This is a genomic window from Moraxella sp. CTOTU48717, assembly GCF_032057165.1.
GTDB lineage: Bacteria > Pseudomonadota > Gammaproteobacteria > Pseudomonadales > Moraxellaceae > Faucicola > Faucicola tetraodonis.
On sequence record NZ_DAMBBC010000003.1, the window covers coordinates 1 to 17,770 of the forward strand.

18 protein-coding genes are annotated in these 17,770 nt (G+C 45.7%); 12 read left to right on the forward strand and 6 right to left on the reverse strand.

The features are described 5' to 3' along the window. Nucleotides 1-300: 300 nt before the first annotated feature. The 3 genes from RT084_RS02875 to RT084_RS02885 all read left to right on the forward strand — a co-directional run bounded on the left by RT084_RS02875 (nt 301) and on the right by RT084_RS02885 (nt 3,852). Complete coding sequence (locus tag RT084_RS02875; protein ID WP_312384640.1) at nt 301-2,166, forward strand: ABC transporter ATP-binding protein; 1,866 nt, start codon at nt 301-303, stop codon at nt 2,164-2,166. A 182-nt stretch (nt 2,167-2,348) separates the two neighbouring features. Next, nucleotides 2,349-3,233 carry an alpha/beta fold hydrolase gene (locus RT084_RS02880; protein WP_282841653.1) on the forward strand — a complete coding sequence of 295 codons (885 nt, stop codon included), beginning with the start codon at nt 2,349-2,351 and terminating at the stop codon, nt 3,231-3,233. Between the two features lies 1 nt (nt 3,234). After that, nucleotides 3,235-3,852, forward strand: a complete 618-nt coding sequence (locus tag RT084_RS02885) for an alpha-ketoglutarate-dependent dioxygenase AlkB family protein (RefSeq protein WP_065253860.1) — start codon at nt 3,235-3,237, stop codon at nt 3,850-3,852. A gap of 28 nt (nt 3,853-3,880) precedes the next feature. Here RT084_RS02885 and hisA read toward each other — a convergent pair whose 3' ends face one another. Continuing rightward, nucleotides 3,881-4,630, reverse strand: coding sequence for a 1-(5-phosphoribosyl)-5-[(5-phosphoribosylamino)methylideneamino]imidazole-4-carboxamide isomerase (gene hisA / locus RT084_RS02890; RefSeq protein ID WP_095356674.1), 750 nt, complete (start codon nt 4,628-4,630; stop codon nt 3,881-3,883). A gap of 146 nt (nt 4,631-4,776) precedes the next feature. On the opposite strand from hisA, the gene RT084_RS02895 reads away from it, so the two are divergent. The 5 genes from RT084_RS02895 (at nt 4,777) to rplS (ending at nt 8,716) form a co-directional block, all read left to right on the forward strand. Further along, nucleotides 4,777-6,240: an SLC13 family permease gene (locus RT084_RS02895; RefSeq protein WP_313097601.1), complete on the forward strand. Its 1,464-nt coding sequence runs from the start codon at nt 4,777-4,779 to the stop codon at nt 6,238-6,240. A gap of 301 nt (nt 6,241-6,541) precedes the next feature. Then, on the forward strand, nt 6,542-6,799 hold the full coding sequence (rpsP, locus tag RT084_RS02900) for a 30S ribosomal protein S16 (protein ID WP_007115987.1): 258 nt from the start codon (nt 6,542-6,544) through the stop codon (nt 6,797-6,799). Nucleotides 6,800-6,833: 34 nt separating this feature from the next. Continuing rightward, entirely contained in the window at nt 6,834-7,391 is a 558-nt protein-coding gene (gene rimM / locus RT084_RS02905) for a ribosome maturation factor RimM (protein WP_282841656.1), read from the forward strand. A 49-nt stretch (nt 7,392-7,440) separates the two neighbouring features. Further along, nucleotides 7,441-8,211 (forward strand): tRNA (guanosine(37)-N1)-methyltransferase TrmD, encoded by a 771-nt coding sequence (trmD, locus tag RT084_RS02910; protein ID WP_312384646.1) that lies wholly within the window; start codon nt 7,441-7,443, stop codon nt 8,209-8,211. 124 nt (nt 8,212-8,335) lie between these two features. After that, entirely contained in the window at nt 8,336-8,716 is a 381-nt protein-coding gene (rplS, locus tag RT084_RS02915; protein WP_007115984.1) for a 50S ribosomal protein L19, read from the forward strand. Nucleotides 8,717-8,857: 141 nt separating this feature from the next. Here the strand turns inward: rplS and RT084_RS02920 are convergent, their stop codons facing one another. From RT084_RS02920 to argH, 4 genes are read right to left on the reverse strand one after another with little or no spacing between them, the layout of a single operon-like run. Further along, nucleotides 8,858-10,156 carry an MFS transporter gene (locus tag RT084_RS02920; RefSeq protein ID WP_312384648.1) on the reverse strand — a complete coding sequence of 433 codons (1,299 nt, stop codon included), beginning with the start codon at nt 10,154-10,156 and terminating at the stop codon, nt 8,858-8,860. Between the two features lie 41 nt (nt 10,157-10,197). Next, complete coding sequence (locus RT084_RS02925; RefSeq protein ID WP_007115982.1) at nt 10,198-10,485, reverse strand: oxidative damage protection protein; 288 nt, start codon at nt 10,483-10,485, stop codon at nt 10,198-10,200. A 21-nt stretch (nt 10,486-10,506) separates the two neighbouring features. Next, nucleotides 10,507-10,851: a gamma-glutamylcyclotransferase family protein gene (locus RT084_RS02930; RefSeq protein WP_312384650.1), complete on the reverse strand. Its 345-nt coding sequence runs from the start codon at nt 10,849-10,851 to the stop codon at nt 10,507-10,509. A 1-nt stretch (nt 10,852) separates the two neighbouring features. Further along, nucleotides 10,853-12,229 (reverse strand): argininosuccinate lyase, encoded by a 1,377-nt coding sequence (gene argH / locus RT084_RS02935; protein ID WP_312384823.1) that lies wholly within the window; start codon nt 12,227-12,229, stop codon nt 10,853-10,855. Nucleotides 12,230-12,310: 81 nt separating this feature from the next. Between argH and RT084_RS02940 the strand changes: the two genes are divergently transcribed. The 4 genes from RT084_RS02940 (at nt 12,311) to RT084_RS02955 (ending at nt 16,435) form a co-directional block, all read left to right on the forward strand. Further along, nucleotides 12,311-13,489: a histidine kinase gene (locus RT084_RS02940; RefSeq protein ID WP_312384653.1), complete on the forward strand. Its 1,179-nt coding sequence runs from the start codon at nt 12,311-12,313 to the stop codon at nt 13,487-13,489. A gap of 270 nt (nt 13,490-13,759) precedes the next feature. Further along, nucleotides 13,760-14,497 carry a LytR/AlgR family response regulator transcription factor gene (locus RT084_RS02945; protein WP_100269386.1) on the forward strand — a complete coding sequence of 246 codons (738 nt, stop codon included), beginning with the start codon at nt 13,760-13,762 and terminating at the stop codon, nt 14,495-14,497. Between the two features lie 168 nt (nt 14,498-14,665). Beyond that, on the forward strand, nt 14,666-15,625 hold the full coding sequence (gene hemC / locus RT084_RS02950) for a hydroxymethylbilane synthase (protein WP_312384658.1): 960 nt from the start codon (nt 14,666-14,668) through the stop codon (nt 15,623-15,625). A 21-nt stretch (nt 15,626-15,646) separates the two neighbouring features. After that, nucleotides 15,647-16,435 (forward strand): uroporphyrinogen-III synthase, encoded by a 789-nt coding sequence (locus RT084_RS02955; RefSeq protein WP_312384660.1) that lies wholly within the window; start codon nt 15,647-15,649, stop codon nt 16,433-16,435. Here RT084_RS02955 and mutY read toward each other — a convergent pair. Then, nucleotides 16,418-17,704: an A/G-specific adenine glycosylase gene (gene mutY, locus RT084_RS02960; protein ID WP_312384663.1), complete on the reverse strand. Its 1,287-nt coding sequence runs from the start codon at nt 17,702-17,704 to the stop codon at nt 16,418-16,420. The two genes, RT084_RS02955 and mutY, sit on opposite strands and share 18 nt — an antisense overlap. Between the last annotated feature and the right edge of the window lie 66 nt (nt 17,705-17,770).

Consider the following 17,770-nt stretch of genomic DNA (forward strand, 5'->3'; position numbering starts at 1 on the left):
TTCATGCCTTCTTTGTTTCAACCCCGCTTAAAAGTGTTGAGAGTGGGGTTTATTTTAGTACTTTTAATCCAATATTGTAGCGGCTGAATAAGTAGCAAAAAAAGCCTCAAAAAAAGCCATTATTCTAGGATAATGGCTTTTTTATGGCGATAAAAAAGTTTTGGTAAATACCGCTTAGGATTAAGTTGAAAATTGTTTACTTGTATGTAAAGGATTGTAGCTCGCCGTCAGCAACCCTGCTATCAATCCTCAATATCTGCTAAAATAACACAGATAATTTTAAACTACTGATAATCAATTATGGGTTTATTTCGTTTTTTTGAAAATCGTCTGGAAGTCTATCCAGAAGACAATTACAACCTACCAACGGATAATTTTCTGAAGTTTCTGTGGGCGTGTACCAAGGGCTTGCGCGGTTGGATTTTTGCCTTCATGTTCTTGACGGGCTTGATAGGCGTGTATGAGTCGCTACTGTACAAGTGGATTGGCGATATCGTCAACTGGCTGGGTGCTTATACGCCCGCTAATCTGTGGTCAGAAAAAGGCAATAGTTTGCTAATGATGGCGGCTGTGTTGGTGGTCAGCCCGATTTTGGTGGGCTTAAGTTCGCTGATTCATTTTCAGACCCTGCAAGGCGTGTTCCCGATGCAGATGCGCTGGCGTTTTCACCGTCAAATGCTCGGTCAATCCATGCAGTTTTATCAAGACGAGTTTTCCGGTCGGGTGTCTGCCAAGGTGATGCAAACCGCGCTTGCGGTACGCGATACCATTATGACCATTGCCGATATGCTGGTGTATGTATTGGTGTATTTTGTCAGTAGTGGCATTATTTTATTTCACCTTGATGGTTGGCTACTTATCCCATTTCTGTTGTGGATGGTGATGTTTTTTGCCACTGTGGCGTATTTTATCCCCAAGCTTAAAAATTCTGCCAGTCGCCAAGCCGATGCCCGTGCCTTGATGACAGGGCGGATTACGGATGCGTATGCCAATATCACGACAGTAAAATTATTTAGCCACTCTCGCCGTGAGTTGACCTATGCCAAAGATGCGATGAGCCAGTTTTTGGGTACGGTGCATGAGCAAATGCGCTGGGTGTCCCGCCTTGAGCTGGTCAATCATTTGATTAATGTGGTATTGGTCGGTACTACGGTGGCGCTCGGTTTGTACCTGTGGTATTACAACGGCTTAAGCGTAGGGGCGATTGCGGCAGCGACTGCAATGGCGATGCGTCTTAACGGGTTGACCCACTGGATAATGTGGCAAACGGCGGCATTGTTTGAGAATATCGGTACCGTGCAGGACGGCATGAAAACCTTGTCAAAACCGCATACCGTGGTAGATAAGCCGAATGCTAGGGATTTAATCATCACGCAAGGCGAAATCAACTTTAGCCATGTCGATTTTAATTATGGCCGCAGTGGCAATAAAACCAATGATGCCGATGCCAAGCAAAAACTACTCGATGACTTTAACCTTGAAATTAAGGCAGGTGAAAAAATCGGTCTAGTGGGACGCTCTGGCGCAGGTAAATCAACCTTGGTGAATTTGCTACTGCGTTTCTATGATGTCGATGGTGGTGCGATTTTAATTGATAATCAAAACATCAGCGATGTCACCCAAGAGAGCTTACGCCAACAAATCGGCATGGTCACCCAAGATACCTCACTACTACACCGCACCGTGCGAGAAAATATTGCCTATGGTCGCCCAGATGCCACCGATGAGCAAATCATCAGCGCCGCCAAACAAGCGCATGCATGGGAGTTTATCCAACATCTAAGCGACGCCAAAGGCAATGTCGGCTTGGATACCCAAGTCGGTGAACGAGGGGTCAAACTCTCGGGTGGACAACGCCAGCGCATTGCCATCGCCCGTGTGATGCTCAAAAATGCCCCGATTTTGCTGCTGGATGAAGCGACCTCAGCACTCGATAGCGAAGTGGAATACGCCATCACTGACAGCCTTAACGATATGATGGCAGGCAAGACCGTGATTGCGATTGCCCACCGATTATCGACAATTGCGTCGATGGATAGATTGGTGGTGATGGATAGAGGGCAAATCGTCGAGCAAGGTAGCCATGCGCAGCTATTGGCTCAAAATGGCGTGTATGCCAAATTATGGGCAAGACAAAGTGGCGGTTTTCTTGGCGAAGATGATTAAATAAAAGACGTGCTAACTTACGCTAGATTTGATACCGCCCAACGGCAAGGGTGAATGCCAAGTCACAAAAGGGGTAGCCATAATTTTTCACTGGGTCTTATAATCAAGTAACCAAGTCACTTTTTAGTCACCTTTTAGTCACTAAAAAGTGGCTAAAAAAGTGATTAATTAGGACAATTGGCATGGAAGAACAACGCATCAATCTAAATGGCAAAAACGCCAAATACTATAACATTAAAAACCCCACCGCCAGCCAGACTGCCCATTTTTACGGCGGCAACGGCTTTGCCCTAGGCGTCTATGAGCCGCTCTTGATCGACTTGGCGCAACATCTTAACATCACCGCGCTAACCATGCGGGGGGAATGGTACGATAAACCGACCGAAACCGCGCTGACGCGGGAACAGGACGCCGATATCTTGATTGAGTTCTTGCAAGCCACCCTAGCAGAGCGAGACGGCAAGCCCGTCATCGGTATCGGGCACTCACAAGGCGCAACGGCCACCACCATGGCAGCTGCCAAACGCCCAGATTTGTTTAGCGCGCTTTATTTGCTTGAGCCTGTCACCTTTACCAACCAGCAAGGCAAGCTTTACAGCCTGGTGCCACGCATGGTGAAAATGACCCGAGAACCCTTTAAAAGCACCCAAGTCAAACAAGCCAACTGGGGCAGTGTGGATGCGTATTATCAGTTTCTTCGCCGTCATAAAGCGTACAAACGTATCACCGATGAGCACCTTTTAACCTATGCCAAAAATAGTCTAGAGGCAGGTGAGCAGGCTGAACTCACGCTACGTTTTTCACCCAAGCAAGAACTCGCCAATTATTTTGGTACACCGCTGATTATGAAGCCATTACAACAGCTTATTGCCGACAACAAAGTACCTGTGCAGTTAATTATCGGTAAGCCGTCGATGTTTATCAGTCAACAAGTGCGCCAGATGTGGGATACATTCGTGCCCAAGGAGCAAATGACGGTGCTCAATGACTATGGACATTTATTGCCACTTGAAGCACCAGAATTATGCGCCAAGCTCATTTTTCAAAAGCTGAAGTTGACAAGCTAACATGAGTTTATTTGCCGCCAATCCCAACGAGAATTTATTGCCCTACGATGGCATTGTCAATGATTTTGGGCAGGTTTTTGACAACCCCGCTTATGAGCCCAATGCGCTTTATCGGCATTTTTTAACGCAGTTACCTTGGCAGCATGACGTTGTCACAATTTTTGGCAAAACCCATGTCACCCACCGCCAAATCGTGTGGATGAGTGAAAACGATTATCACTATTCTGGACAACGCAAGACGGCAACGCCTTGGACAGCAGATGTTTTGGCATTAAAACAGCACATAGAATTGCTGCTGGCTGAGCAACATATGAGCGCAAATTTTAACGCCTGTTTGTTTAATTATTACCCCACAGGCGATGATGGTATGGGCTACCATGCCGATAATGAAAGCGAACTGGGTAATGAACCCATTATCGCGTCTGTCTCATTAGGGGCAACCCGTAAATTTGTATTTAAGCACCGCATCACCAAGGAAAAAGTCGAGATTCCCTTGCAAAATGGACAGCTAATTGTCATGCGCGGACAAACCCAGCGCCATTGGTTACACAGCCTGCCTAAAACCAAAAAAGTAACGGAAGGTAGAATTAATCTGACCTTCCGTCATATAGCGAATTAGATATCATTTAGCTATCGAGAAGCGCCTGCTAGCTATCGAGAAGCGCCTGCGCCGCAGCAATATCGAGGGTACCTTCATAAATAGCACGGCCTGTAATGATACCTTCAAGATAATCACTGTAGGGTTTTAGGTTTTCGATGTCTTGTAAATCCGTCACCCCACCTGAGGCAATCACCGGAATACCGCCTTCTTTTGCCAAGTTGACTGTTTGCTCGACATTGACGCCTTGCATCATGCCATCACGCGCAATATCAGTATAGACGATAGAAGATACACCTGCATCAGCAAAGCGTTTTGCCAAATCCACCGCTTTGACATCGGTGACATTTGCCCAGCCATGCGTCGCTACCATGCCGTCTTTGGCATCAATGCCCACAATGATATGACCGGCAAATTCTTGACACGCTTGTTCAACAAATTCAGGTTGTTCGACCGCTTTGGTACCGATAATAATATAGCTCAAACCTGCTTCTAGATAATGACGGATGGTATCAAGGCTACGGATACCGCCACCGAGTTGAATGGGTAAATTTGGGTAGGCTTTGGCAATCGCGGTGACGACGTCTTTATGCACAGGCACGCCATCGAAAGCACCGTTTAAATCCACCAAATGCAAGCGTCGAGCGCCTTCTTTTACCCAGCGGCTTGCCATTGCCACAGGGTCGTCACTAAATACGGTATCATCTTCCATACGCCCTTGTTTTAGGCGGACACATTTGCCGTCTTTGAGGTCAATGGCAGGGATAATTAAAGTTGGCGTAGTTGATAACGTCGTCATGGGGCTGTCCTGTTGTCGGTTGGCTCAAATTGAGCAAGGTTGGTCAAAATGCGTGTCGCTAGAATTTGGCGATAATTTTACCGTATAATGCCGACTAAGGTTAAGATATTTTGCATGTGGGTATTAGCATAACAGGGGTAGCGATAATGTTATACGTGGTCATAGCAGGGATTTTTATATTAGGGTACATGGCGATTGCCTTTGAGCACAACATCCATGTCAACAAAGCTGCCAGCGCGCTACTGACTGCGATTGCGTTATGGGTACTGCTGAGCTTTGGTATCGATACGCTTGTTGCCAACCATTCGGTGATCGCCAGTCTTGCCAATCATCAAGATTCTTTGCATTTTGTCGGCGAGCAGTTACGTGAGCATTTGGCAGAAATCGCCGAGATTTTGTTCTTCTTGATGGGCGCGATGGCGATTGTTGAACTGATTGATGCGCATGATGGCTTTCGAGTGATTACCGATAAAATTCATACCAAAAATGCCAGTAAGCTACTCGCCATTATTACCATTATCACCTTTTTTCTCTCATCGTTACTCGACAACTTAACCACCACCATTGTGATGGTATCACTGGTGTCAAAAATCATCGATGATCAAAAAATGCGATGGTATTTTGCCGGTCTTATTGTGATTGCGGCCAATGCAGGCGGCGCTTGGTCACCTGTGGGTGATGTCACCACCACCATGCTATGGATTGGCGGGCAGATTACCGCAACGGGTATTATGGCAAATGTGTTTATCCCAAGTATCGTATGTACATTAATCCCAATGGGCTTGGTGATGATGCAGCTAAAGGGTCAAACCGTGACCGCACCTGTACTGCCAAGCGGACAAGAATCTGACAGTGAATTGGCTAGCATGCCTATAGAGCAGCGTATCGAAAGCCTACGTGCTACCATCAAATCAAACGCCCAAGACAGCATCAGTCAAAAAACGCGCATGACAGTGTTACTGCTGGGTTTGGGTGCATTGGCATTTGTGCCAATTTTTAAAACCCTTACCCATTTGCCCCCTTATGTGGGCGTGTTGTTTGGCTTGGCTGTACTGTGGATGGTCACTGAAATCATGCACCGTCACCAAGATGACTATATCCGTGAGCGTATCGGGGTTGAAGGCGTATTAAGCCGTATTGATATTCCCAGTATTTTATTTTTCCTCGGTATTTTATTGGCGGTGGCAGCGCTTGCCACTGCGGGCATACTCGGTGACGTAGCAAAATGGCTGGATGCCACTTTTGGCAATGTATATGTCATCAATGTCATGATTGGCTTATTATCCTCAATCGTGGACAATGTACCTTTGGTAGCAGGGGCAATGAATATGTATCCGCTGACCACTGATGCCAGTATCGCGCAAGCGGCTGCAGCTGAAGCGGCGCGCCTTGAGCTGTTTCGTCAAGATGGCATGTTTTGGGAGTTTTTGGCTTATTGTGCGGGGACAGGCGGCAGCTGTTTGATTATCGGCTCAGCCGCGGGCGTGGCAGCGATGGGGATGGAGAAAATCCCCTTTATGTGGTACATGAAAAAAATCACTTGGCTTGCACTGATTGGCTATCTGGTCGGGGCAGGGGTGTATGTGCTGATTGAAACGATGATAAGATAATACGATAATTGGCTATTCAAGCATAAAAAAGGCGCTCATTTGCGCCTTTTTTATGGACTGGTTTTATGGACTGGTGGGTGATGGCATAGCTTCAATGTGATTAAACTTGCGCTAAATATAAAAAGTCAAAATTTACCCCAAAAAGCTATTGATTTTGATAAAAATATGCTAAACTATTGCCCTTTTTGGTGTACCTAAACTTTGCTAAAACTGTATTTATACCGTTTTTTCAATTGTTTGGGTCTTTTAGGCTCTAACCACTGAACTAGATTCAATTGATTGCATTCACAGAGAGAACATTATGGTAGTTATCCGTTTACAACGCGGTGGTGCGAAAAAACGCCCATTTTATCAAATCGTGGTAACCGACTCACGCAATGCCCGTGACGGTCGTTACATCGAAAACATCGGGTTCTTTAACCCACTAGCGCAAGGTCAAGAAGTGCCACTACGCATCAACGCTGACGCTTACCAAGCATGGATCAACAAAGGCGCACAACCTTCTGACCGTGTTGCCGCTTTATTTAAAGCAGCTAGCAAAGCACAAGCAACTGCTTAATTTTTTATAAAAATTAAGTAGAGCGGACTTTAATATGGCAAAACAACCGACAGACTTGCATACCAATGAGGCTAACACATCGCTGTTTAAAATCGGCGAGCTAAAAAAGCCTTATGGCATTCATGGCTGGCTATGGGTATTTAGCTTTACTGAAGACCGTGAAGCGATATTTCATATGCAGCCTTGGGTCATCAATACTGCCATGGGTCAAAAGACCTTGACGGTAAAAAACTGGCGACAACAAGGTAAAGGCTACGTGGTACAACTTAACGAAGTACCCGACCGCAATATCGCAGAAACTATGTTTGGCGTGAGCCTTTGGGCAGAAAAAAACAATCTGTCTGAGCTTGCAGAAGACGAATATTATTGGTCAGATTTGATTGGTTTGACAGTGATTAGCCAGTCAGAAAATGTCATTTTAGGACGTGTAAAAGAGCTGTTTGAAACAGGGGCACATGCCATTATGGTAGTCGAGCCGACTGCTGATAGTGTCGATGGCGAAGAACGATTGATTCCTTGGCACAAACAGACCATTGGCGAGGTGAATTTAGCCGAGCAGACCTTGATGGTCGATTGGGGCAGTGATTACTAACACTGATGTTTTAGTAGATTAAAGTGCCAGTTTATAGTGAGAATAGCGTATGTTTTTTGCGGTGATAACCATTTTACCCGATATGTTCGCAAGTATCACCGATTTTGGCATCACTGGGCGGGCGCTGGCTCGCAAGCAAGCGGAAATCTTGCTGATTAACCCAAGAGACTTTACCACAGACAATTATCGTCGTATCGATGAGCGTCCGTTTGGTGGGGGTCCCGGCATGGTGATGATGGCAGAGCCGTTACAAAAAGCCATCGACTACGCTAAAACGCAAGCCAATGCGCGTGGTAAAAGCTGTCCTGTGGTGTATTTATCGCCACAAGGCAAGACACTGAGCGAAAGCAGGGTGCTTGATTTTTGCCAATATGACGGCTTGATTTTATTATGCGGTCGTTATGAAGGCATCGATGAAAGACTACTGAGTCAGTCTGTCGATATCGAATGCTCAATTGGTGATTACGTGTTGACAGGCGGTGAATTGCCCGCGATGGTGTTGATGGATAGTGTGATACGCCGTTTGCCCAATGTGATGGGCGATGATTTATCGGCGCAGCAAGACTCCTTCGTGGATGGCTTGCTCGATTGTCCACAATATACCAAACCGACTGAATATCAAGGGATGAAAGTGCCTGACGTGCTGTTGTCAGGGCATCATGCCAACATCGCCAAGTGGCGATTTATTCAGCAGGCAACACGCACCCAGTTAAGACGTCCTGATTTGTGGCAAGCCTTTGTGCCAACCAAACAGCAACAAAAATGGCTGAAAGAAGCAGCGCAATCTGCTAAAGACAGCAACCCAGATTCATCCACTTGACGGATGCCCTAATCGTGTCGATTGCTATCAAGGCACATAAAATTAGCGGGGAGTATGCGCATTTGCTGACATCAACTAACCTTAGTCAGCTTAGCCTCTGTCCCCAGTGAGAGGAGAAAATCTCATGAGTAACAAACATCCTTTGGTTCAACAAATCGAAAATAGCCAGCTTAAGCAAGACGTACCAAGTTTTGGTCCTGGTGACACTGTTGTCGTACAAGTAAAAGTGCGTGAAGGCGACCGTGAGCGTCTACAAGCATTTGAAGGTGTTGTTATCGCTAAACGTAACCGCGGCTTAAACTCTGCGTTTACCGTACGTAAAATCTCTAGTGGTGTAGGTGTTGAACGTGCGTTCCAAACCCATTCACCACAAATTGCAAAGATTGAAGTAAAACGTCGTGGTGATGTACGCCGTGCCAAACTTTACTACCTACGTGACCGTTCTGGTAAATCAGCACGTATCCGTGAAAAACTGTCAGTGCGTAAAGAAGAAGCGCAAGCTTAAGGCTTTAACTGCGTTATTTATTATTTGCCTAAATGGGTTAAACTTTGATTGTCATGGTTTAATCAACACCAAAAAAGCAAAAACCCCAAATAAATCTATTTGGGGTTTTTTGTTAGCTAACTTTAGCCTTTTATGGGTGGGCTAGTCATGATTAATTAAGCTATGCTCTTTGGTATCTTTCATACGAGTATAAACAATCAATGAAATCCCAATCATAATCGTCACATATAAGAAAAACCATTCTTCATGGCCTGCTTGCTTGAAGGACAATGCCACATACTCGGCTGTACCGCCAAACAAAGTATTGGCAATCGCATAGGGTAACGCCACGCCCAACGCACGAATATGCGCAGGGAACATTTCAGCTTTAACGACCGCATTAATTGACGTATAGCCTGTGACAATTATCAAACCAAACAAACATAACGCAAACGCCATCCACGGGTCTGTCGTGCCTGCTAAGGTGCTAAAAATAAAGTAAGTAAATAACACCCCCATCACACCAAATCCTATCATCAGCGGTTTACGCCCGATTCTATCGGATAATGCCCCAGCGACAGGTTGCAAGAGCATAAAAATAAATAACGCAATAGCGGTGATTTGGGTAGCCGACTCTTTACTAAACCCTGACGTGTTGACCAAGAATTTTTGCAAATAAGTGGTGTAAGCATAAAATGCCAATGTACCGCCTGCCGTCAATCCAATGACCGTAAATGCCGCTTTCGGGTGTTCTTTAAATAAAGCCAATGCGCCGGATTTTTTTTGCGAACTACTGGTATCAACTTTATTAAAGGATTCTGTCTCAAGCAAGCCACGGCGAATATAAAATACAAAAAACGCCAACAAAGCCCCAATGACAAACGGAATCCGCCAGCCCCAAGCTTTGAGCTCAGCAGGGGTTAAAACTTGCTGTAGAATAATCAGAAGCACTAGCGCAATTAACTGCCCAGAAATCAGCGTAACATATTGAAAACTGGAAAAAAATCCGCGCTTGTCTTTACCCGCCATCTCGCTGAGGTAAGTGGCGCTAGCCCCATATTCACCGCCTACACTGATACCTTGAATTAAACGAGCAGTCACCAACATAATTGGGGCAAAAATTCCAATACTGTCATAACCAGGTGTCACAGCAATCATCAGTGAGCCTAAGCACATTAATGTTACCGATAGCGTAAGACCTGCTTTACGACCTTTCTTGTCCGCATAAACGCCCATTATCCATGCACCGATCGGTCGCATGACAAAACCCACCGCAAAAATCGCTGCGGCACTCAGCAATTGAGCCGTTTGGTTGCCTTTTGGAAAAAATACAGGGGCAAAATATAAGGTAAAAGCTGCATACGCATACCAGTCGTACCATTCGACCATGTTACCCGCTGAACCGCCTAAAATAGATTTTAACCGTGTTTTTTGGTCAATAGTTTCAATCGATTGAGACATTGAAAATCCTTGTCATAGACTTGTTGAATACATGCTAAAGGTTATTTTTGCGCTGTCCAGCCTTTGGGGCGTTCGTAGTCTTCATTATCCAAAAATTTATTGCGCTGCTCAGTAATAAATTTTTTAGCTTCTGGGTCAATCATGCTCAAGTGATTTTCATTGATGAGCATGGTTTGGTGCTCAAGCCATTCGTTCCACGCTTTGGCAGACACGGTGTTTTGCAATTCTTCACCAAGCTTGTTAGGGAACGGCGGTTTTGGCATTTTGGGTAGCTTTTGTTTATATTTACGGCACATGACCATGTGGTCAGCGGGGTTATAAGTTTCCATTTGTTATCCTTTTAATAGTTGCTAGTCTAAATCGCTTGCATCGGCATAAATCCAAGCGGTAGCGCCACTGTCAAAGTGACCTTCCACTCGTGCGTAGGCATCGACTTCGTAGCGGTCGGCTTGGGCAAGCTCATCATCGGTAATGTCAAAAATCACACCTGCCACTTTGTCGGTTGGGTTGTTGGTTTTAAGTAGTATCGGATGAAAACGTTTGCCACTTTTGGCGAGCACATCGTCATCGGTGATTTCGATTTCACCCAACTGGTAGCCAATGAGTTGGTCTTTACTACCCACCAGTGTACGCCCAAAGGTGGCAAGCTGTACATTTTCTTGTTGTAATGTGCCATACGAGAACAGTTTTGGCATATTAATAACCTAATTGTTCGATACGCTCACGCCCACGCTCAATCGCCATTTTGACTTGATTGGGCGCTGTACCGCCGATGTGGTTACGGGCATTGAGCGAACCTTCAAGGGTCAGATATTCAAATACGTCCTCACCAATCAAATCACTAAAGCCTTGAAGCTCATCGAGCGACAATTCACTCAAATCCACGCCTTTTTGCACACCTAACGCTACTGCTTTACCCACTACTTCATGCGCGTCGCGGAAGGCTAAGCCTTTACGCACTAGATAATCCGCCAAATCGGTGGCGGTCGCATACCCTTTCATGGTCGCGGCACGCATATTTTCTTTGTTTGGAATCAAGTTTGGTAGCATATCAGCAAAAGCAAGTAGAGAGCCTGTTACAGTATCTACCACGTCAAATAACGGCTCTTTATCTTCTTGGTTGTCTTTGTTGTAAGCCAGCGGTTGGTTTTTCATCAATGTCAATAGGGTAATCATATCGCCAAACACGCGTGCAGCTTTACCCCGTACCAGCTCTGGCACATCGGGGTTTTTCTTCTGTGGCATAATCGATGAGCCCGTGCAAAAACGATCAGGGACGACCACAAACCCAAATTGCGCTGACATCCACAAGATGATTTCTTCACTCATACGTGACAAGTGCATCATTAACAGGCTTGCGCTACTGGCAAATTCAATGGCAAAATCACGGTCGGATACGGCATCCAGCGAATTTTGACAAATCCCTTCAAAGCCTAATAGCTGTGCGGTAAATTCCCGCTCAATCGGATAAGTCGTACCTGCCAGCGCTGCGGCGCCTAGGGGCATTTGGTTGATACGTTTTCGACCATCAATCAAGCGCTCGCTATCACGCATTAGCATCTCAAACCATGCCATCACATGATGACCAAAACTGACAGGCTGCGCGGTCTGCAGATGGGTAAAGCCTGGCATGATAGTGTCGGTATGCTCGCTTGCCAAATCCAGTAAGCCCGTTTGTAGACGTTTTAACAATCCTAAAATAATATCGGTTTGGTCACGCAGATATAAACGGATATCGGTTGCGACTTGGTCATTACGACTACGACCTGTATGCAGTTTTTTGCCGACATCGCCAATAATAGCGGTCAGACGAGACTCCACATTCATGTGCACGTCTTCAAGCGCCACTGACCAAACAAATTTGCCATCGGCGATTTCTTGTTTGATTTGGGTCAAACCGCCAACGATTTGGTCTTTGTCTGCCTCGGTAATAATCCCCGCTTTAGCAAGCATGGTGGCATGAGCAATCGAGCCTGCAATGTCTTGATTGGCAAAACGTTGGTCAAATCCGACAGACGCGGTAAATTCAGCGACAAAACTGTCAGTGGCTTCGCTAAAACGTCCACCCCACATACTAGATGTGCTAGAATCAGCGGAAATTTGATTGCTCATAATACGTCCATTTTTTGTGTAAGTGTGAAAGGAATAAAAACAATGAGATTGCTGGAGCTGTTATTTCCCTCTGCAAAATCTAGGGCTAGTATAGCAAAAACTGAGGATGCCTCACAAATTTCACTCAAGCGGATTAAAGAGCCGCTCACCAGCACCTTTTTCCTGCCCAATATGAGCGAAAAACAGACCATCAAACTGTGGGTAAGCTATATTGCGTTTTATTCACTGGTTTCGATTGTAACGCTGTTAACTTTTACCCATGATATCAGTTTGATTATCCGTCATAGCATTGAAACGGTGGTGATTACTAGCTTAGTTGTGACGGGTGAAATGATTTTTTTGGCGAATTCTGCCAAAAAATTCAGAGAATTTAATTGGCGTTCAAAACAAATCACCGCCTATCTGCTATCGACCTCGTTTATTATCGTGCCGGTACTGAGTTTGCTAGGTCGGTTGCTGTTATTTTTCACACTGGGCTATGAAGTCAGTTTAAATACGCTGATACTAGAAACCCTGGTGAATACTTTATGTGCTTTTTTGATGATAGCGGTGCTGCTCACTTTTTTTGAGATACAGTATCAAAATATTCGCCGCGCTGAACTGCGTAACCAACAAAAACTCATCGAGCAAAACGAGCAGTTAAAGGCGCGTATCACCCCGCATTTTTTCTTTAACCTACTCAATACTATGCAATATCTGATAGAAACCGATGCGTATGAAGCCGAGAGAATGATTTGTCATATCTCAAATCTGTATCGGGTGAGCTTTGATGAGACGCGTGAGATTGCGCTACTTGATGAGATGGCGCTATGCGAAAGCTATTTGAGCATCGAAAAATACCGTTTTGATAAAAAGCTGAAAGTAACTTGGCATTTGCCCGATGAAGATTTGCTCTATGACATGGTGATTACCTCGTTATCGCTACAAATAGTGATTGAAAAACTGATCGTACTGATTGTTGAAAACAGCACCGACCCCATTCACATTATTATTAGTATCGATTGGCAAAACGATGTTGCCAAAATTGATGTCGAAATTGAGCTGCCGACCACGACGTATCAGCTGATTTGTCAAGATATTCACCAAAAACTGCAGTTTAACAGTCAACTGGCAATTTTACGTCAGTACTTTGGTCATGAAGCCAGCATTCACTTTGAATTATCTGGACATTTGTTAGTGACTCAAATTCGTTATCCCCTCAAAGATGTCGCGGCTTTTTAGCCCAGTCATTTTGTTAGTCGGAATTGGCATAAAAAAGTCACCAATCTGACGCGGCATTTCACATTTTATCTAACAAACTATGGTATATTAATTTGCGTCTACTTAAAACAATGCGTTTATTAGTTTATCTAATCAGTTAAGCGGTATTTTATGAGTGTTTGATTGCTCACTAAGCGGTTGTGTTGGATTTGGCATTAGATTGTGAAGAAAGTAAGACTTGTAGGGTCAAATACAGGTGTTTTTGACCTCAAAGGAGCAAAGGAGTAAACAATGAGAGTTGTGATCTGTGACGATGAGCCATTGGCCCGAGAGAGGCTAACACGCATCGTAAGAGAAGAAGGACATGAGGTTGTTGCACAGGCAGCCACAGGTATTGAGGCCATTGCAAAAGTCAAAGAAACCGCACCCGATGTAATTTTGTTAGACATTCGTATGCCAGAAATGGATGGTATCCGCTGCGCCAAAGAGCTTAATGAACTTAATAATCCACCAGCCATTATTTTTGTGACCGCGTACGACCATTATGCGATTGCTGCATTCAAAGCACACGCAATTGGCTATTTGCTAAAGCCTGCCAACAAAGAAGAGTTGTTACAGGTACTATCAAGAGCGTCATTGCTTAGTAATGCACAGCTCAATGAAATCAGTCGATTAGAAGACCCGTTAGCACAGTCCAATCGTCAGCATATTGCGGCGCGTACCCATCGTGGTGTGGAGCTGATTGCGCTGCAAGATATTTATTACTTTACAGCGGACCAAAAATATGTGCAAATCCGTCATAAAGGCGGCACGGTTTTAATTGATGAAACCCTCAAAGAGCTTGAGCAAGAATTTGGGGATGCGTTCTTTCGTATCCATCGCAATGCGTTAATCAATGTTAACTACCTAGAAATGCTTGAAGCGATTGACCAAGGTCAGTACCAAGTGCGTTTCAAAGGTTTGCCCGACCAGCTTGCCGTTAGTCGCCGTCATTTGCCATCACTACGCGATAAAATCCAATCAATGTAGCGTAGGCTTTCGTATGTTTGCGTCTACTTCAATGAGCCGTAAGAGTAATTAGCCTGACATTTTGCTATACTGTTGCCTAACTCGCTGAATCACTGACAGATACCCATCTGACAAATGCCTAGCTTAGAGAGTTGGGCATTTTTATTGCTTGCTAAAAAAGATACTGCTATGACTACGTTAACCACTTTAAATATCGCTACTCGCCAAAGCCCGCTTGCATTGTGGCAAGCTGAACATATCCAAGCGCGGTTGCAAGCGCTGTACCCAAGCCTGACCGTCAATCTAGTACCGATGGTCACCAAAGGCGACAAAATCCTAGATACCCCGCTAGCCAAAATCGGCGGAAAAGGTCTGTTTGTTAAAGAGCTTGAGCAAGCCTTGTATGAAAAACGTGCCGATATCGCCGTGCATTCGCTCAAAGATGTACCCATGGTGCTTCCTGAAGGTCTGACGCTTGGCGCATATTGTGAGCGTGAGCAGCCAACCGATGCCTTCATATCAAATCACTATGAAAGTCTAGATGCGTTGCCACAAGGCGCTAAACTTGGTACCTCAAGTTTACGCCGTCAATGCCAAATTCAGCAATATCGTCCTGACTTAGAGATTATCAGCCTACGCGGCAATGTAGGCACGCGCTTATCCAAGCTAGATGCAGGTGAGTATGATGCCATTATTTTGGCAACCAGTGGCTTGACGCGTTTGGGGCTTACCGATCGTATCCGCCATGAACTTGATACGCATATCAGTTTGCCAGCGGTCGGACAAGGTGCGCTTGCCATTGAATGCCGAAGTGATGATGCCGATGTGCTGGCACTATTAAAATCGCTCAATGACGAGCCAAGCCGTCTATGCGTGATGGCAGAACGCGCCATGAATCGTCATTTGCAGGGTGGTTGCCAAGTGCCGATTGCAGGCTTTGCTACCATTAAAGATGGACAAATTTATTTACAGGGTCGTGTCGGCAGTGTAGATGGTAAAACCTTGTTAAAAGCTGAGCATCATAACGCGTTAGTTGATGACGTACGGGAGTCTGAGCAAATTGCCGAAGCCGTGGGCGTGGTGGTGGCTGAAGCGCTCATTGCACAGGGTGCAGACAAAATCTTGGCGCAGATTTATCAAGACCGCTGATATTGAACGATACGCATAGCGATGCAATTTATCAATACCAGACCCGATCAGCGAGCCAAAGCGCTAAGCCTATTTTTGCGCCAGCATGGTGTTGCAGTGATTGAGCTGCCGCTGTTGACGTTGGTAGAAAAGCCGCTAACAGTCGCAGAGCGGGCAGTTTTACAATCGATTGACCGTTATCAAGTGGTGGTGCTAGTCAGTGAAGCGGCAGTAAAGTATGGCTTAGCAAGGCTTGCCACCTCGGTCAAGCTAACGGAATTGTCCAAAAAGATTACATGGGTTGCGGTGGGTGACAAAACCGCAAATTGCTTTAAACAGACTTGGCAGCAGATCACAGAGTTGCCAGCGCCTACGGTTACTTTTCCCGGTGAAAAACGTACTCAAAACAATGAAGGGCTATTGAATTTGCCGGTAATCCAAGCGCTTGGTAAAGGCGATTATTTGCAGGTATGGCGCGGCATCGGCGGGCGAGAATTATTGGCAGATACATTGGCGGCAAAAGGTGTGCAAGTGCATTTGCTAAACTTGTACCAACGGGTTTTACCAAGCACAACCACCCAAGCATTCGCGGTTTGGCAGCAACATCAGAGCCACAACCAACCCATCGTTGTACTCATCTCAAGTTTGACCGCCTGGCAAAACTGGCAACAACTAACATTAGGCACTGAAATGGCTGCCAGCTGTTATTATTTGGTATTGCAGTCGCGTATTGCACAGCAAATGTTATTACGGCAGGCCAATCTTAACATAACTATCATCCCCGACTTACTACCTGCGACGATTCTACAAGCTTTAACTACTCACCAATAGTTGCATGGCTTTCGGTTTTGCTAAGCTGTTTTGCGCTGAATCTTCTACCCATGACAGCGTTTGCAGCGCTTGTTGCAGTGTTTGAGTTAGCCGCATACCCTGCTCTATCGTCAGCGTCATGGTGAGCGGGGTCAAAAACCAATGAAAATGGGTAAGGCTATGTTTGACAGTATCAGTGCTATCTAAATTAACCTGCTGGATATTTAGCAGCTGCTCAGCTTGTAAGAACTCGAAGATAATCTGCTCAGCGGTGTTATATTCTGCTTCAAACGTCGCCTCTTGCTGCCAGGTTGCCAGTAGCGGCGCGCCTGTATTTTTTGCCCCCGGTTGTTTTTTGACAAAGGCCAATGGTAAACACCACAGTCCGCCCCAAATCCCAGTGTCAGGACGTTGTAGCCACAAGGTTTTGTCATCGCAAACCAGCTTTAACGCTAGCGAAAACTTAGACGGATTGGGCGATTTTTTACTTTTTACCGGATAAAAACTTTGCTTACCTTGGGCATTTGCCACGCAGTCGGCTTGCACTGGACACAGTAGGCAGGCAGGTTTGGCTTTGGTGCATAGCGTCGCCCCCATATCCATCATCGCTTGGGCGTAGTGCCCGCTATCACGGGTCGGTGTTAGGCGCTCGGCAAGTTGCCAAAGCGCTTTGGTTGTGGCAGTTTTGGTGATATCGCCGTCAATACCTGCCCAGCGGGTCAGCACACGTTTGACATTACCATCGCAAATCACCCCCCTGTCACCGCCATATTGGTCAGCTCTGACACCCATCGCCACAATCGCGCCTGCCGTAGATTGCCCCACCCCTGAAATCTGCTCCCAGTGGGCAACCGTTTGCGGAAATTTACCAGTTTGCTCGATGATATCCACCAGCTGCTTGGCACCTTTATGCAGGTTGCGCGCACGCGCATAGTAACCCAGTCCTGCCCAGTGCTCAGCGACTTGCTCCCAAGATGCGTTTGCCAAATCCTGCACGGTGGGAAAACTTGCCATAAATCGCTCAAAATAAGGAATTACCGTCGCCACTTGGGTCTGCTGTAGCATGATTTCAGATAACCACACCGGATAGGGGTCTGGCGTGTCAAGCTGATGCTGCTGCCACGGCAAATCATGACGCCCGCTATGGTCAAACCAAGTCAAAATACGCGGTGCAAAACTATCAAGCTGCGCTTTGGTATGCGCTTCGGTATGCGCTTGGGTATAATTGTGGCTTAAGTGCTGATTGGGACTTGGCATCGTTGAGTGGCTGGTATTCGGATGTGCGTTCAAAATTCACCATCGGGTTACTATCGTGATAGCTATATAAGACTTTCTGGTTAGTATTCAATAGTGACT

Coding starts and splice junctions, on each gene's coding strand:
- RT084_RS02875 (WP_312384640.1), top strand. CDS start 301: ATGGGTTTATTTCGTTTTTTTGAAAATCGTCTGGAAGTCTATCCAGAA.
- RT084_RS02880 (WP_282841653.1), top strand. CDS start 2,349: ATGGAAGAACAACGCATCAATCTAAATGGCAAAAACGCCAAATACTAT.
- RT084_RS02885 (WP_065253860.1), top strand. CDS start 3,235: ATGAGTTTATTTGCCGCCAATCCCAACGAGAATTTATTGCCCTACGAT.
- hisA (WP_095356674.1), bottom strand. CDS start 4,630: ATGACGACGTTATCAACTACGCCAACTTTAATTATCCCTGCCATTGAC.
- RT084_RS02895 (WP_313097601.1), top strand. CDS start 4,777: ATGTTATACGTGGTCATAGCAGGGATTTTTATATTAGGGTACATGGCG.
- rpsP (WP_007115987.1), top strand. CDS start 6,542: ATGGTAGTTATCCGTTTACAACGCGGTGGTGCGAAAAAACGCCCATTT.
- rimM (WP_282841656.1), top strand. CDS start 6,834: ATGGCAAAACAACCGACAGACTTGCATACCAATGAGGCTAACACATCG.
- trmD (WP_312384646.1), top strand. CDS start 7,441: ATGTTTTTTGCGGTGATAACCATTTTACCCGATATGTTCGCAAGTATC.
- rplS (WP_007115984.1), top strand. CDS start 8,336: ATGAGTAACAAACATCCTTTGGTTCAACAAATCGAAAATAGCCAGCTT.
- RT084_RS02920 (WP_312384648.1), bottom strand. CDS start 10,156: ATGTCTCAATCGATTGAAACTATTGACCAAAAAACACGGTTAAAATCT.
- RT084_RS02925 (WP_007115982.1), bottom strand. CDS start 10,485: ATGGAAACTTATAACCCCGCTGACCACATGGTCATGTGCCGTAAATAT.
- RT084_RS02930 (WP_312384650.1), bottom strand. CDS start 10,851: ATGCCAAAACTGTTCTCGTATGGCACATTACAACAAGAAAATGTACAG.
- argH (WP_312384823.1), bottom strand. CDS start 12,229: ATGTGGGGTGGACGTTTTAGCGAAGCCACTGACAGTTTTGTCGCTGAA.
- RT084_RS02940 (WP_312384653.1), top strand. CDS start 12,311: ATGAGATTGCTGGAGCTGTTATTTCCCTCTGCAAAATCTAGGGCTAGT.
- RT084_RS02945 (WP_100269386.1), top strand. CDS start 13,760: ATGAGAGTTGTGATCTGTGACGATGAGCCATTGGCCCGAGAGAGGCTA.
- hemC (WP_312384658.1), top strand. CDS start 14,666: ATGACTACGTTAACCACTTTAAATATCGCTACTCGCCAAAGCCCGCTT.
- RT084_RS02955 (WP_312384660.1), top strand. CDS start 15,647: ATGCAATTTATCAATACCAGACCCGATCAGCGAGCCAAAGCGCTAAGC.